We start from the raw sequence: 13,695 nt of genomic DNA, 5'->3' as shown, positions 1-13,695 counted from the left end.
CGCGCAAGGGGCTTTGTTGTGAAAAACAGAAAGGCTGCCGATTCAATCACTTCGCCGAAGCGGCCCGGCTTTGCCGGGTCCGGCAGAACCAGCACGCCGCATCTTGTCCGCAGCCTGAAACCGCAGCCGGCACGCTGCGGTTTTTTACGTTTACAGGCCTGCTCACGCCACCCGCAGCAGCTGCAGCAACTCCGGCAGCGCCATCGGCCGATAGAAGAAGTAGCCCTGCGCACTGTGGCAGCCCAGCTCGCTGAGTGTATCGGCCTGCTGCCGGGTTTCCACCCCCTCCGCCACCACCACGCAGCCCAGCGCCTGCGCCAGCCCCACCAGCCCCTGCACGATCTGGGTATCAATACCTCGATGCGGCAGATCGGTGACAAAGCTGCGGTCGATCTTGATCACCTCGGCGCGCAGCCGCTTCAGGTAGGACAGCGAGGCATAGCCCACGCCAAAATCATCCACCGCCAGGCGCACGCCCAGCGATTTCAAGGCGGCGACGCCGCGCTCCACCGCCGGTGTCAGGTTGGCCATCGAGGTTTCCGTCACCTCCACCTCGATGTTGGCCGCAAGCTGCACCTGCGTCTGCAGGGTCTGCAACAGAAAGGCCGGCACGTCGGCATCCAGGCTCTGCGCCGACAGATTGAATGACAGAATGAAATCCTGTTGCCGCTCGGCCAGCTGCCGCACCGCACCCAGTATCTGGCCGATCACCCAGCGGTCCAGCTCGCTGGCCAGCCCCATGCGCTCGGCCGCCGGCATGAAAAACCCCGGCGACAAGCCACCGATGGCCGCGCCGGGCCAGCGCAGCAGCGCCTCGGCGCCGATGATGCGGCCACTCTTCAACTCGACCCGCGGCTGGAACAGCAGCTCCAGCTCGTCGTTCTGCACCACCTGCGCCAGATTGTGCTCGGCGTAGCGCGCAGCGCGCATCGCCGCGTAGTCTCCCGGCCGGATATGCAGCAGCCGGCGCGGGTTGCCGGCGCTCTGGAAATTCAGATGCAGTGCGCAGGCCTCCAGCAGCGCCGCCGCCTCCAGCCGGTGCTGCTCGGCCTGCGGCCAGTCCAGCTGCAGGCGCAAAATACTGCAGGTGTAATTGAGGCTTATGCTGCCCAGCGCCACGCTGAAGCGCTGCTGCAACTGGTCGAAATCCGTCTCCGCCAGGTGCGGCTGCTCAACGAAAGCCCAGCAGCCATCGGACCAGGCATACACCTGCTCCTGCTCCGCCAGCGGCTGCAGGCGGCCATGCAGCGCCTGCAGCAACTGCTGCAGCTCCTGCGGCAGCAGGCGCATGGACAAGGCCAGAAAGCTGTCGAGCTTGAGCAGCGCCAGCCGCAACGGCTGCCCTTGCTGCCGCGCCCGTTCCAGTCGCGCCTGCAGCTGCTGCCGCAGCAGGAACTGGCCACCGGGCCGGCTGGGTGACTCGCCGCGGCGGCGGCGGATGCGGGCCGCCACCCGGGCCAGCAGCTGGTCCAGCTCCACCGGCTTGTCCAGGCAATCCTCCGGCGCCAGCGATGGCAGCAGCGTCGGATCGATGGGCGCCTGGCCGCTGGTGAGCACGATGAAAGGAATGCCGGCAATCTCGGCATCCGCCCCCACCGCCTCCAACAGCTCGATGCCGCTGCGCTTGGGCAGCGCAGCATCGCAGATCACCAGCTCCGGGCGCTCGCTGCGCACCAGGCTCAGGGCAGTGCGGGCATTGTCCGCCTCCAGCACGCGGTATCCGGCGGACTGCAGCTCCTCGCACAACAGCATACGAACCGTGTCGTCGCCTTCCACGCACAACACGGTCTGCAGATCAGTCATGATGTTCTCCCTGCAGCCTGCGCCGCCATGTGGCCGGCACAGCTGCAGTCGCGATCATTTTCTAGACCGCCGCCGCAAACCCGTCCAGGGCCTGCCGCGCCGCTGCGGCCAACTCGCTGCCCGCGCCGGGCAGGGCGAATGGCAAGCGCAGACGGCGGCCGGCCTGGGCCAGATCCAGGCCAAAACAATCCACCCCCAGCAGCGCCACCTCCGCCGGCGGCGCCAGGCTGGCCAGCAACGCCGCCTCGTCCGCAGCCGACAGCACCGGCAGCGTCTGCCAGTCCCCCTGCTCTACCCAGCCCATGCGGCCAAAACCACCGATAAAGCGCACGCGCCTGGGCTGCAGGCGAAAGAAATGGAAATCGCCCAGCGCCAGATAATCGCCAAATGCCGGGCAGTAGCGCAGCAGGCGCGCCTGGGTAGCAGCATCCGGCTCGGCCGCCTGCAAATCGCCCAGCAGCGTCATGCGCGAGGCGGCCAGTACCTCGTCGCTCTCCTGCTGCAACAGCAGGCTCACCCGGCCATCGGCACGCGCATTGCGGCAGTGCTCGGCCAGATCGCTCATCAGCAGCCAGGGGCAATGTGCGGCATCCAGCGCAAACGGTACGCTGGTAACAAACGGGTAGCCCGCCAGCGCCTGGGAATGGGTGGCCAGCGCGGCATTTTCCGCGCCATGCAGCAGGGTAAGACAGTCGGCAACCGCAATTTTCATGTTCAGCAGCAAGTGGTTAAAGATGTGCTTTCACGATAGGGCGACAAGGCCATGCTGGCAACATCGGCCGCGTATTTTCAAAGCCCCGCGCTGCCGCTATAATGCGTCCCGCCTCGCCGCCTGGCGGGCCGTGTGCCGGTATAGCTCAGTTGGTAGAGCAGCGCATTCGTAATGCGAAGGTCGGGGGTTCGACTCCTCTTACCGGCACCAATAGATTCAAGCGCTTAGGTCAACTCTTTGGAGTTGGCCTTTTTGCTTTCTGGTAGGCTGTAAGACCATTGTAAGAATGGCACGCAGCTCCTTGGCCTCATAATTCTTTGGGCCCGGGTTCGAGCCCAGGAGGGCCCACCAGAGGTATCAGCGGCTTACGGCGCTTTCGCTGTAGGCCGTTTTTCTTTGGCGGCGCTTATGTACTCGTTATGTACTGACTGCAGTCTGGCGTTGTTGGGCGCGGCGAGATACACAAACATACACCACCGGCAACACACAGCAATCCGTAAGCCATTGAATTTTAATGGTTTGTCTTGCATTGGTTCGGCTACTCTTACCGGCACCAAAAGAATCAAGGGCTTACCGGAATTTCCCCGGTAAGCCCTTGCTATTTGCTGCCGCAGCCGTTCAGTCTGCGTCAAGCATCACAGCCTGAAACGCGCAATCAGCCCGTGCAGGGTGTTGGCCAGGCTGTTCAGATCGTCCACCACGCGCTTGGCGCCGCTGATCGACGCTTCCCCCTGCTGCGCCATCACGCTGATGCGCTCTGCCGATCTGGCCATCTCCGCGGTGGCGTGCGACTGCTCGTTGGCCGACAGCGCGATGTCCTGGATGCGCTGCACCACCAGTTCCATCTGGCTGCGAATCTCGCCGATGCGCCCGGAGGTCACGCCGGCTAGGTCGACGCTGCCCTGCACTACCTGGTGGGTATCGTTCATGCGCCCCATGGCCTGGGTGGATTGCTGGCGCATGCTGTCTATCATGCGGCCGATTTCCACGGTGGCATTGCCGGTGCGCTCGGCCAGCTTGCGTACTTCGTCGGCCACCACGGCAAAGCCGCGGCCCTGTTCGCCGGCGCGGGCCGCTTCGATGGCGGCATTCAGCGCCAGCAGGTTGGTCTGGTCGGCAATATCGCGGATCACACCGACAATCAGGCTGATTTTCTGCGATTGCTCGTCCAGCTCCGACATCACCCCGGCCAGGCCGCCGACGAAGTCCGCGGTACGGCCGATTTCACCGGATACCTGTTCCACCGCACGGGCGCTTTCTTCCGACAGTTGCCCGGTCTGGCGGGTGAGCTGCTCCGCATCGCGGCTGTTTTGCGCCACCTGGTCGATGGATACCGTGATCTGTTCAACCGAGGCGGCGGAGGCCGCCGCCACGTCGGACTGCTCGCGCGCGGCAGCCGACAGCTGGGTAGTCATCTCCCCGATCTGCTGCACGCCCTGGATCAGGCTCACCGTTTCCTCGCGCACCGACAGGAACATCTCGCGCAACTGCGCCATGAAGGTGTTGAAGTGGCGGGCGATCTGGCCGATTTCATCCTGGCTGTCCACCTGCAGGCTCACCGTCAGGTCGCCACTGCCGGTGGTCAGCGACTGCATCATGGCCAGCAGGCGCAGCAGTGGCCGGGTGATGACGCGACTGAGCAGCCAGGAGGCAAGAATGGCCGCCAACAGCAACGGCACGCTGGTGGCCAGCGCGGCAAGCATGGCCTGGTTCACCGCCTGGTCCACCTTGTCGGCGTCCGCGTCGGCACAGGCAACGAACGGCTGACCGCCACGGCTCTTCATCGGCACCATGATGGAGCGCAGGTGGCCGTACTCCGGCGACTGGCTTTCGAGGAACTGTGCCTGCCCGCTGCGTGCTGCCTCCAGCACCGGCGGGTTCTGTGCCGGCACGTCGTTGGGCTTGAGATACATTTCGAACTTCGGGTCTTTTTCCTGCTCGGCCGAGATCGCCGCCTGGCTGTAGATGACACTGCCGTCGCGCACGATGTAGCCGTAGAGAAACTTCACGCCGAGGTATTCCGCCGCCTGGCGCAGGCGCACCGCTTCCGCATGCTTCTGCGCCAGATCGACCGCCTGCCGCGGTTGCAGGTGGTCGTGGTAGTCATCGCCAAGCGTCAGCACATAGGCGCGCGCCGCCATCTGCAACTGGGCATCGACCGTGCGCAGTGCATCACGGTGCGCATTGCTGACCATCTGCCAGGTAAAGATGGCGATGGTTAGCCCCGACACCAGCAGGAAGGCTGCCTGCAGCTTGAAGCGCAGGCCAAAACGAGAGAGAAGCGACATAGCATCCGCAAACGGTGGGTTGACGAAGGCGCGGCGGGTAAACCAAGCCGCGCCCGGCCCTGCGGCCAACCCCGGGCCGGCAAGCGCCGGCTGCACACGGAAGGTTGGCCGCATGAACCGGTCATGACTATGTGGAAATTCAACAATTGCTAACATTAGAAATATCAGATGTTCATATCGACAATTCCGAAGTGAAGGCCGGATAAGCCCAGCGCATCCGGGCGACGGTCTTTCCTGCTCGCAGGGTGGGCCAAGGCCACTGGCCGTACCCACCGGTAAGGCTTTACCCAACCTGCAACAGGCAGAACGCCCCAGCAAAACAGCAGCCAAAATCTATGCAAATTCGCTAAAACACCGGTAATGGCGGTGATTTGTATGCCTGCTTGCGGCCAACTATAGTGGTGTCGGGCAATTGGCCCCTACACCCTGGGTCGTGCAGATGGCGCACTCTTTCACCACAAAACTCGGCACCGCCGCCATGGCCGCGCTGTCTGCCACCGTCATGGCCGCGCCGGCCAATATCCAACTGACCTGGCTGCAGCTGGATACCGCGCCGCTGTCGTTCAGCAGCGGCCCGGATGCCGGCCAGGGCTATCTCGACCTGGTGCTCAAGACGCTGCATCCGGCGCTGTCCAGCCTGCCGCCGCACGTGGTGTACGGCAATGTGCCGCGCGTCGAGCACGAGCTGCAAAAACCCGGCAACAGCTGCACCCTGGGCCTGCTGCCCACGCCGGAGCGGCAGCGCTACCTGTTGTTCAGCCGGCCCTATCTGCGGATGCTGCCCATCGGGCTGATCACTCTGAAGAAACGCCTGCCGGCGTTCAGCCCCTACCAGAGCGCGCAGGGCCAGGTGGTGCTGGCGCGCCTGCTGCAGGACGGCAAGCTGCAGGCCGGCATCAACCTGTCGCGCTCCTACGGCAGCGGCATCAACAACGTGCTGGCGCCCTACCTGCAGCAGCCCGCCGCGAACATCGTGCCGTTGAGCGGGCTGACGCACTTCCACATGCTGCAGTACCAGCGCATCGACTACCTGCTGGGCTACCCGTTCGAAGAAACCTACCCCGCCGAGCATGACGGCATCGCCCGCCAGGACACCGCCTTCCTGCCGCTACAGGAAGCCGGCGGCCTGCTGCCGGCCAGCGTGGCCTGCCACAAATCCCTGTTCGGCCGCCAAATCATCGGGCAGGTGAACCAGGTGCTGGCCTCTGCTGCCCTGCGCCAGCAGCTGCGCAGTGCCTACGAGCACTGGCTCAGCCCCGCTGCCATCGCCAGCCTGCATGACCTGGAACAACGCGAAGGCGGTAAGCGCTGACTAAGCTGGCATTGCCCATGCCGTGGCAATGAAAGGGAATCACCATGCAGCTGACTTTTCTGGGGGCTGCCGGCACCGTGACCGGCAGCAAGTACCTGCTGGAGTGCGCCGGCAAGCGCATCCTGCTCGATTGCGGCCTGTTTCAGGGCTTCAAGCAGCTGCGGCTGCGCAACTGGCGCGGGCTGCCGTTCTCCCCCGCCGAGCTGGATGCCGTGGTGCTCACCCATGCCCACCTCGACCACAGCGGCTACCTGCCGGCGCTGGTGCGCGACGGCTTTCGCGGCAGCATCCACGCTACCGGGGCCAGTTGCGCGCTGGCAGGCATCCTGCTGCCGGACAGCGGCTTCCTGCAGGAAGAAGAAGCGGAATACGCCAACCGCCGCGGCTTTTCCAAACACAGCCCGGCACTGCCGCTGTACACCCAGGCCGATGCCGAGAAGGCGCTGGAATATTTCTCCCCGCTGCCCTTCCACCAGCGCAGCGAGATCCTCCCAGGCATCGAGGTGCTGCTGCGCCCGGCCGGGCACATCCTGGGCGCGGCCAGCGTGGAAATCCGCGCCGACGGCGTGACGCTGCTAGCCTCCGGCGACCTGGGCCGCCAGCACGACCCGATCATGAAACCGCCGGAACAGGTGGCCCACGCCGACTACCTGCTGCTGGAGTCCACCTACGGCAACCGCCAGCACCCGCCGGAGGACCCCGAGCAGGTGCTGTGCGAGGTGATCAACCGCACCGTGGCGCGGCGCGGCATCACCGTGATTCCGGCCTTTGCCGTGGAGCGGGCGCAGGTGCTGATGTACTTCCTGTACCGCCTCAAGCGCGCCGGCAAGCTGCCGGCACGGCTGCCGATCTACCTGAACAGCCCGATGGCCAGCGACGTCACCGGCGTGTACCAACAGTTCCGCGACAGCCACCGGTTGTCGGACGAGGAATGCGAGGGCATGTGCCAGGTGGCGCACATGGTGCGCACGGTGGAGGAATCCAAGCGCCTGAACGAGCTGCGCGAGCCGGCGGTGATCATCGCCGCCAGCGGCATGGCCACCGGCGGGCGCGTGCTGCACCACCTGAAGGCCTTCGCCCCCAACCCGCGCAACACCCTGCTGTTCACCGGCTTCCAGGCCGGCGGCACCCGTGGCGCGCTGATCGTCGGCGGCGCACCAAGTGTGCGCATCCACGGCGAAGACGTGCCGATCAACGCCGAAGTCATCGCCATGGACCACATGTCCGCCCACGCCGACAGCAACGAGATCCTGCAGTGGCTGAGCGGTTTCGAGCAGCCGCCGCGGCACAGCTTCATCGTGCATGGCGAGCCGGAAGCCGCCGATGCGCTGCGCCGGCGCATCAGCCACGAGAAACACTGGCAGGTGAGCGTGGCGGAGCAGGATCAGCACGTGACGCTGGATTGAGCAGACAAGGTTGGCCGCAAGCAATACCCAGGGCGGGTTGAGCCAGCGGTTCATACCCGCGCGTACCGTCAACAACGCGCGGGTATGGCCTGCAGCCAACCCGCCCTACAGCTGGCGATGCGGCCAACACTTGCGGCTTCTCGTTGGGAGGGCAAAGGCCGAAGGCCGTGCCCACCGGCAGGATGTCGTTGGTGGGCACGCTGCGCTTTGCCCACCCTACATGCTGAGTGTCCGTTGCAAGCGGGTAGCGATTCATTCCCGCGTATACCGCCAACGGCGTGCGGGTATGGCCTGCGGCCAACCCGCCCTACGGCTGGCGATGCGGCCAACATTTGCTGCTTCTCGTGGGCAAAGGCCGAAGGCCGTGCCCACCGGCAGGATGTCGTTGGTGGGCACGCTGCGCTTTGCCCACCCTACGAGCTGAGTGTCCGTTGCAAGGTTGAACGGGCAACAAAAAACCCTGCCCGCAATCACGGGCAGGGTTGGCCGCAAGCAGCCCGATGCAGATGCCGCCTAGTGCTGCCGCTGCGGCAGCCGCCGCCCCAGCCACTGCAGCGCATCGTCCACATAGGTGAACACCACCGGCACCACCAGCAGGCTCAGCAAGGTGGAAGTCAGCAGGCCGCCGATCACCGCAATCGCCATCGGCGCGCGGAAGCTCGGGTCCGCCCCCAGCCCCAGTGCAATCGGCAGCATGCCGGCAGCCATGGCGATGGTGGTCATCAGGATGGGCCGCGCCCGTTTGTGGCAGGCATCCAGCAGCGCCTCGAAGCGCCCCAGGCTGCGTTCGCGCCGCGCCATCACCGCGTACTCCACCAGCAGGATGGAGTTCTTGGTCACCACGCCCATCAGCATCAGCAGGCCGATGATAGACGGCATGGAGAAACTGTTGCCGGTCAGCAGCAGCGCCAGGAAGGCCCCGCCCACGCTCAGCGGCAGCGCCGCCAGGATGGTGGCCGGCTGCAGGAAGTCATGGAACAGCAGCACCAGCACCACGTAAATGCACAGCACCCCCACCGCCATGGCGCCGCCAAAGTTGCCGAACAGTTCGGCCATGCGCTCCGCGTCGCCGGAGGCGCGCTGGCTCACGCCGGCCGGCAGCGATTTCAGCGCCGGCAGCGCCGACACCTCCTGCTGCACCTCGCCCATGCTGCGCCCGCCCAGTTCCACGCCGATGGTGACCTGGCGCATGCGGTCCAGCCGGTTGATCTGGCTGGGGCCGCTGCCGATGCGGATGTCGGCCACGCTGGCCAGCGGCACCTTGCCGCCCGCCGCGGCCACCCGCAGCTGGCCAATGGCATCCAGATCCTGGCGGCTGGCATCGTCCAGCCGCACCCGCACGTCCACCTGCCGCTGCGGCAGATTGAGCTTGGCAAGGCTGCTGGAGAAGTCGCCGTAGGTGGCCATGCGCACGGTGCCGGCCAGCGCGCTGCTGGTCACGCCCAGTTCGGCGGCGCGGGCATTGTCCGGCACGATCTGGATCTCCTGCTGCTGGCGGCTGGCGTCGGAGGTTACCGAGCCCACGCCGCGCAGCGTGCGCAGCTGGCGTTCCACCGTCTGCGCGGCGCTGGTCAGCGTGGCAGCATCGTCCCCCACCAGGGTGACCTGCAGCTTCTCGCCGGTATTGCCGCCGCCCACGCCGATGCGCGCGCCCGGCAGGGTTTGCAGTGCATGACGGATGCGGCTTTCGATGGCGGGCTGCTTCTCGCTGCGCTCGCCGCGCGGCGTCAGCGTCACCGTCAGCTCGGCGCTGTTGCTGTCCTGGCTGCTGCTGGCGCCGGGGCCGCCGCCGGTGGTGGCGGTGCCGACCGAGGCGAACACATGCTGCACGCCCTGCAAGCCGGCCAGCCGCTGCTGTGCGGCCAACGCCAGCGCGCGGGTATCCTGCAGCGTGCTGCCCGGCGGCAGGCTGATGCTGACACTGCTGCGCGCCAGATCGCTGGCCGGCACAAAGCCGGTGGGCAGCAGCGGAATCAGCGCCAGCGAGGCGACGAAGAAGGCCGTGGCCGCCGCCACCGTGGTCTTGCGGCGCGCCAGGCACCAGCGCACCCAGCCCAGGTAGCGCGTCATCAGCCTGCTGTCCTCGGCCCGCTCCGGGTGTGCCTTCAGCAGGTAGGCCGCCATCATCGGCGTCAGCAGCCGCGCCACCAGCAGCGAGGCCAGCACCGCAGCAGCAGCAGTCATGCCGAACTGGCGGAAGAAACGCCCGGTGATGCCGCTCATGAAGGCGGTGGGCAGGAATACCGCCACCAGGGTGAAGGTGGTGGCGATCACCGCCAGGCCGATCTCGTCCGCCGCCTCCAGCGCCGCCTGTTTCGGTGTCTTGCCCATGCGCAGGTGGCGCACGATGTTTTCCACCTCCACGATGGCGTCGTCCACCAGAATGCCGATCACCAGCGCCAGCGCCAGCAGCGTGAGCGTGTTGAGCGTGAAGCCGGAAAAGTACATCAGCGCGAAGGTGGGCACGATGGACAGCGGCAAGGCGGTGGCAGATACCAGAGTGGCGCGCGCATCGCGCAGGAACCACCACACCACCAGCACCGCCAGCACCGCACCTTCCAGCAGCAGATGCATGGAGCCCTGGTAGTTCTCGTTGATGCTGTCCACGGTGTTGTAGGCTTCGGCGAAGCTTACCTGCGGGTAGCGCGCCTGCAGTCTGGCTACAGTGGCCGCCACCCGCTGCTGTACCGCCACCTCGCTCTCACCCTTGCTGCGCGTTACCTGGAAGCCGATCACCGGCTTGCCGTCCAGCATGGCGTAGGTGCTGCGCTCGGCATGGCTGTCGCTGACCGTGGCCAGCTGGTCCAGCCGCACGTGGCGGCCGTCGCCCAGCGGGATGCTCAGCGCGGAAATATCAGCCACGCTGCCCACCGCGCCCAGGGTGCGCAGCGACTGGTTGCCGCCGGACAGCCGCCCCTGGCCGCCGGAAGCATCCTTCTGCACCGCCTTGAGCTGATCGGCCACCGTGGCCACGCTCACGCCCATGGCGTTGAGGCGCACCGGCTCCAGCGCCACCAGCACCTCGCGGTCCACGCCGCCGACGCGGGCCACCTTGCCCACGCCGGGCGTGGCCAGCAGCGCCTTGTCCACCTCGTTGTCAACGAACCAGGACAGCGCCTCCTCGCTCATGTTGGCCGCAGACACGGTATAGGTGACGATGGCGTTGCCGCTGGTGGTCACCTTGGACACCGTGGGCGTTTCCATGTCCGCCGGCAGCTCGCCCTTGACGCTGTCCACCGCGTTGCGCACCTGGTTCAGCGCTTCCTCGCTGTTTTTCTCCAGCGCGAATTCCACGTTGATGCTCACCGTGCCGTCGGTGATGGTGGTGGTGATGTGCTCGATGCCGCCCAGGGTGGCCACCTGGTCCTCGATCTTGCGGGCCACCTCGGTTTCCAGCTGCGACGGCGCCGCGCCTTCCAGCGAGGCGCTGATGGTAATGGTGGGGAAATCCATGTCCGGAAAGTTCTGGATGCCCAGCTGCTTCAAGCCGAACAGGCCGGCCAGCGTCAGCACCACGAACAGCAGGATGGCCGGCACCGGCTTGCGTATCGCCCAGGCGGAGAAGTTCATGCGCCCTCCTTGCCGGCGACGATGCGCACATTGTCGCCGTCATTGAGGAAGCCCCCGCCGCTGGCCACCAGCCGCTCGTCCGCCTTCACCCCGCGGCTCAGCTCCACCCGCTGGCCCTGCCTGCGGCCAACCATCACCTCGCGCTGGCTCACCTGTGAGCGGGCGTTGGCCACGAACACATAGCTGTGCCCGTCGCGCACCACCACCGCGCTGGCCGGCACCGTCAGCGCCGTCGACTCGCCCAGCAGGATGCGGCCGCCGGCGTACATGCCGGCGCGCGCCGCGCTGCCCGACGGCAGGTCGACATAGGCCAGCGCGGTGCGGGTGCTGGCATCCAGCGCCGGCGCCAGCTGCCGCAGGCGGCCCTGCACCTGGCTGCCATCGCTCAGCGTCAGCAGCGCCTGCTGCCCGGCATGCAGGCTGGGCAGCTGCTGTGCCGACACCTCGGCGCGCCATTCCAGCCGCCCCTGCCGTTGCAGGGTGAACAGCTCGCTACCGCTGCTGACCACAGTGCCCAGCGTGGCGCTGCGCTTGGTGATTACGCCGTCGTCCACCGCGCGTATCTGTGTCTGCGTCAGGGTGATGCGCGCGCTGTCCAGCTTGGCGGCGGCGGATTTCACCCCCGCCTCGGCAGTCTGCACCGCCAGCGCGTATTGCTCGATCTTCTGCGCCGACAGCGCGCCGCTATCCTTCACCGCGCTGGCGCGCGCCAGGTCGGAGCGGGCGCCGGTCAGCGTGGTGCGCGCCTCGGCCAGCGCGGCCTCGGCAGTGCTTACATCGGCACGTACGCCGGCACTGAACAGCTCGGCCAGCAGCTGGCCACGCTTGACCTGGCTGCCCACGTCGGCATGCAGCGCCACGATGCGCAGGCCGCCGGTTTCGGCACTGATGCTGGCCTCCTGCCAGGCTGCCAGCGCGCCGTTGAGGCTGATGCTCTGCGGCCAACGTTCCTGCCGCGGCTGCAGCACGCTCACCGTCAGCGCCGGATGCGACTCTGCCTGTGCTGCCGCCACCGCCGGGCGCGCCGGCCACAGCAGCCAGCCGCCGCCGGCCAGCAGCAGGCTGGCGGCCACGGTCAGGGTGATGGTCTGTTTGCGGTTCATGCTGCGTCTCCCTTGCCCGCCGCCGGGCCGCCGGCCTGCCAGCCGCCCCCCAGCGCCTTGTAAAGCGAAATGCCGTACAGCACGCGGTCGCGCTGCACGGTGATCAATGATTGTTCCGCCGACAGCGCATTGCGCCGCGACTCCTCCAGGTCCAGCAGGCTGGTGCTGCCGGCCTGCCACGATTGCAGGCTGGCGGCAAAGTAGCGGCCATAGTTGGCCGCAGCGGTGGCCACGCTGGCCTCGCGCCGGCTGGCGGAGTCCAGCCGCACCAGCGCCTGCTCCACCTCCTGCACTGCGCTGCGCACCGCGCCACGGTAGCCGGCCAGCGCGCTCTGGTAGTTGGCCTGCGCGGTCTGCACCGCCGCCTTGCCGCTACCGCCATCGAAAACGGGCAGGCTCAGCGTGGGGCCGAACGACCAGCCCTGGCTGTTGCCGCTGCCGCGGGTGGCGGTGCTGCTCAGGCTGCCCAGCAGCGACAGCCGCGGGTAGCGTTCGGCCTCGGCCACGCCGATGCGGGCGCTGGCCGCCGCCAGGCTGCGTTCGGCGGAGACCAGATCCGGCCGCTGGCTCAGCAGCTGCAGCGGCACGCTGTCCACCCGCAGCGTGCCCGGCTGCGGGATGGCATCCGGCTCGCTGGCCAGCTGCGCGCGCAGCGCCGGCTCGGCCAGGCCGGTGAGCGCCACCAGCGACTTGATGCTCACCTCGCACTCCGCCTGCTGCGCCAGCAGGCTGCTGTTGGCGCTGGCCAGGCTGGCCTCCACCAGCGCGCCATCCGCCGCGGCGCTGAGTCCGGCTTGCACCGCCGCGGCGGTGGCGCCGGCGGCCTGCTGCAGCGAGCGGTGGTTGTCCTGGTAACGCGCCGCCTGCAGCTGGCAGGCGCGGTAGTTCACGTACTCGCTGGCCACCTCGGCCGCCAGCGTTACCCGCGCGTCGTGCCAGTCGGCCTGGCTGGCAGACAGTGCCGCCTGGGTGGCCTGCTGGCTGCGGCGCACGCGGCCGAACAGGTCCAGCTCCCAGCTGGCGTCCAGCAGTGCGCTGCTGCTGCGGCCAACGTTGCCGCCCTTGCTGCCGCTGTGGGTGTCGCTGGCACTGGCGCTGAGCGTGGGCAGGCCGGACAGGCCGGCCTCGTCGTCGCTGGTGCGCGCGCTGGCAATCGCAGCCAGCGCCTTGTCCAGCGTCGGGCTATCGGCCTCGGCCGCCTGCAGCAGGCTGCTCAGCACCGGGTCGTTGAAGCTCTGCCACCAGTCCAGCAGCGCCGTGGTGCTGCCGCCATGCGGCAGCGCGGCCTGCCACTGTGCGTCCATGCGCATGACGGGTGCCTGGTAATCGGGCCCCACCGTGGCACAGCCACTCAGCGCCAGGCCCAGCAGCAGGGGCAGGATGGATAATCGGAACGACATGGGCGTCTCCACAGCAACGAATCTGCGGCATGTTCGCCGAGCGGCCGGTAAAGCGCGGTTAAGCCGGTGTAAAGAAGCGTAAAGATGCGCGCGGCGGGTAA

General features: G+C 67.2%; 8 protein-coding genes and 1 tRNA gene. 3 read left to right on the top strand and 6 right to left on the bottom strand.

Going from position 1 to position 13,695, the window contains the following annotated elements; translation table 11 throughout:
* Positions 1-162 precede the first annotated feature (162 nt).
* Positions 163-1,803, bottom strand: coding sequence for an EAL domain-containing protein (locus tag PSELUDRAFT_RS12230; RefSeq protein WP_088967107.1), 1,641 nt, complete (start codon positions 1,801-1,803; stop codon positions 163-165).
* Positions 1,804-1,864: 61 nt separating this feature from the next.
* Entirely contained in the window at positions 1,865-2,515 is a 651-nt protein-coding gene (locus tag PSELUDRAFT_RS12225; RefSeq protein WP_088968481.1) for a HugZ family protein, read from the bottom strand.
* 134 nt (positions 2,516-2,649) lie between these two features.
* On the opposite strand from PSELUDRAFT_RS12225, the gene PSELUDRAFT_RS12220 reads away from it, so the two are divergent.
* Positions 2,650-2,725: transfer RNA gene (locus PSELUDRAFT_RS12220), tRNA-Thr, on the top strand.
* Positions 2,726-3,150: 425 nt separating this feature from the next.
* Here PSELUDRAFT_RS12220 and PSELUDRAFT_RS12215 read toward each other — a convergent pair.
* Positions 3,151-4,803: a methyl-accepting chemotaxis protein gene (locus tag PSELUDRAFT_RS12215; protein ID WP_162291257.1), complete on the bottom strand. Its 1,653-nt coding sequence runs from the start codon at positions 4,801-4,803 to the stop codon at positions 3,151-3,153.
* A gap of 439 nt (positions 4,804-5,242) precedes the next feature.
* Here PSELUDRAFT_RS12215 and PSELUDRAFT_RS12210 point away from each other — a divergent pair, with 439 nt between their 5' ends.
* A complete protein-coding gene (locus tag PSELUDRAFT_RS12210) occupies positions 5,243-6,115 on the top strand; it encodes a TIGR02285 family protein (protein ID WP_088967105.1) in 873 nt (290 codons plus the stop codon).
* Positions 6,116-6,159: 44 nt separating this feature from the next.
* Complete coding sequence (locus tag PSELUDRAFT_RS12205; protein ID WP_088967104.1) at positions 6,160-7,521, top strand: MBL fold metallo-hydrolase RNA specificity domain-containing protein; 1,362 nt, start codon at positions 6,160-6,162, stop codon at positions 7,519-7,521.
* A 513-nt stretch (positions 7,522-8,034) separates the two neighbouring features.
* Here PSELUDRAFT_RS12205 and PSELUDRAFT_RS12200 read toward each other — a convergent pair.
* Genes PSELUDRAFT_RS12200 through PSELUDRAFT_RS12190 form a run of 3 tightly spaced genes read right to left on the bottom strand, consistent with a single transcriptional unit; the run spans position 8,035 to position 13,594 of the window.
* Positions 8,035-11,091: an efflux RND transporter permease subunit gene (locus PSELUDRAFT_RS12200; RefSeq protein WP_088967103.1), complete on the bottom strand. Its 3,057-nt coding sequence runs from the start codon at positions 11,089-11,091 to the stop codon at positions 8,035-8,037.
* Complete coding sequence (locus PSELUDRAFT_RS12195) at positions 11,088-12,194, bottom strand: efflux RND transporter periplasmic adaptor subunit (RefSeq protein ID WP_088967102.1); 1,107 nt, start codon at positions 12,192-12,194, stop codon at positions 11,088-11,090. Before PSELUDRAFT_RS12195 ends, PSELUDRAFT_RS12200 begins: the two co-directional genes overlap by 4 nt.
* Positions 12,191-13,594, bottom strand: a complete 1,404-nt coding sequence (locus tag PSELUDRAFT_RS12190) for an efflux transporter outer membrane subunit (protein WP_088967101.1) — start codon at positions 13,592-13,594, stop codon at positions 12,191-12,193. The genes PSELUDRAFT_RS12195 and PSELUDRAFT_RS12190 overlap by 4 nt, the downstream gene beginning before the upstream one ends.
* Positions 13,595-13,695: the final 101 nt, after the last annotated feature.

Source organism: Vogesella sp. LIG4 (assembly GCF_900090205.1).
In the GTDB taxonomy this organism is placed as follows: Bacteria; Pseudomonadota; Gammaproteobacteria; order Burkholderiales; family Chromobacteriaceae; genus Vogesella.
The sequence above is the reverse complement of the archived record's forward strand: the minus strand, read 5'-3'. Positions and strand labels throughout refer to the sequence as shown.

Bases quoted from the DNA above. Each gene is read 5' to 3' on its own strand.
- PSELUDRAFT_RS12230 (WP_088967107.1), bottom strand. From the start codon at position 1,803: ATGACTGATCTGCAGACCGTGTTGTGCGTGGAAGGCGACGACACGGTT.
- PSELUDRAFT_RS12225 (WP_088968481.1), bottom strand. From the start codon at position 2,515: ATGAAAATTGCGGTTGCCGACTGTCTTACCCTGCTGCATGGCGCGGAA.
- PSELUDRAFT_RS12215 (WP_162291257.1), bottom strand. From the start codon at position 4,803: ATGTCGCTTCTCTCTCGTTTTGGCCTGCGCTTCAAGCTGCAGGCAGCC.
- PSELUDRAFT_RS12210 (WP_088967105.1), top strand. From the start codon at position 5,243: ATGGCGCACTCTTTCACCACAAAACTCGGCACCGCCGCCATGGCCGCG.
- PSELUDRAFT_RS12205 (WP_088967104.1), top strand. From the start codon at position 6,160: ATGCAGCTGACTTTTCTGGGGGCTGCCGGCACCGTGACCGGCAGCAAG.
- PSELUDRAFT_RS12200 (WP_088967103.1), bottom strand. From the start codon at position 11,091: ATGAACTTCTCCGCCTGGGCGATACGCAAGCCGGTGCCGGCCATCCTG.
- PSELUDRAFT_RS12195 (WP_088967102.1), bottom strand. From the start codon at position 12,194: ATGAACCGCAAACAGACCATCACCCTGACCGTGGCCGCCAGCCTGCTG.
- PSELUDRAFT_RS12190 (WP_088967101.1), bottom strand. From the start codon at position 13,594: ATGTCGTTCCGATTATCCATCCTGCCCCTGCTGCTGGGCCTGGCGCTG.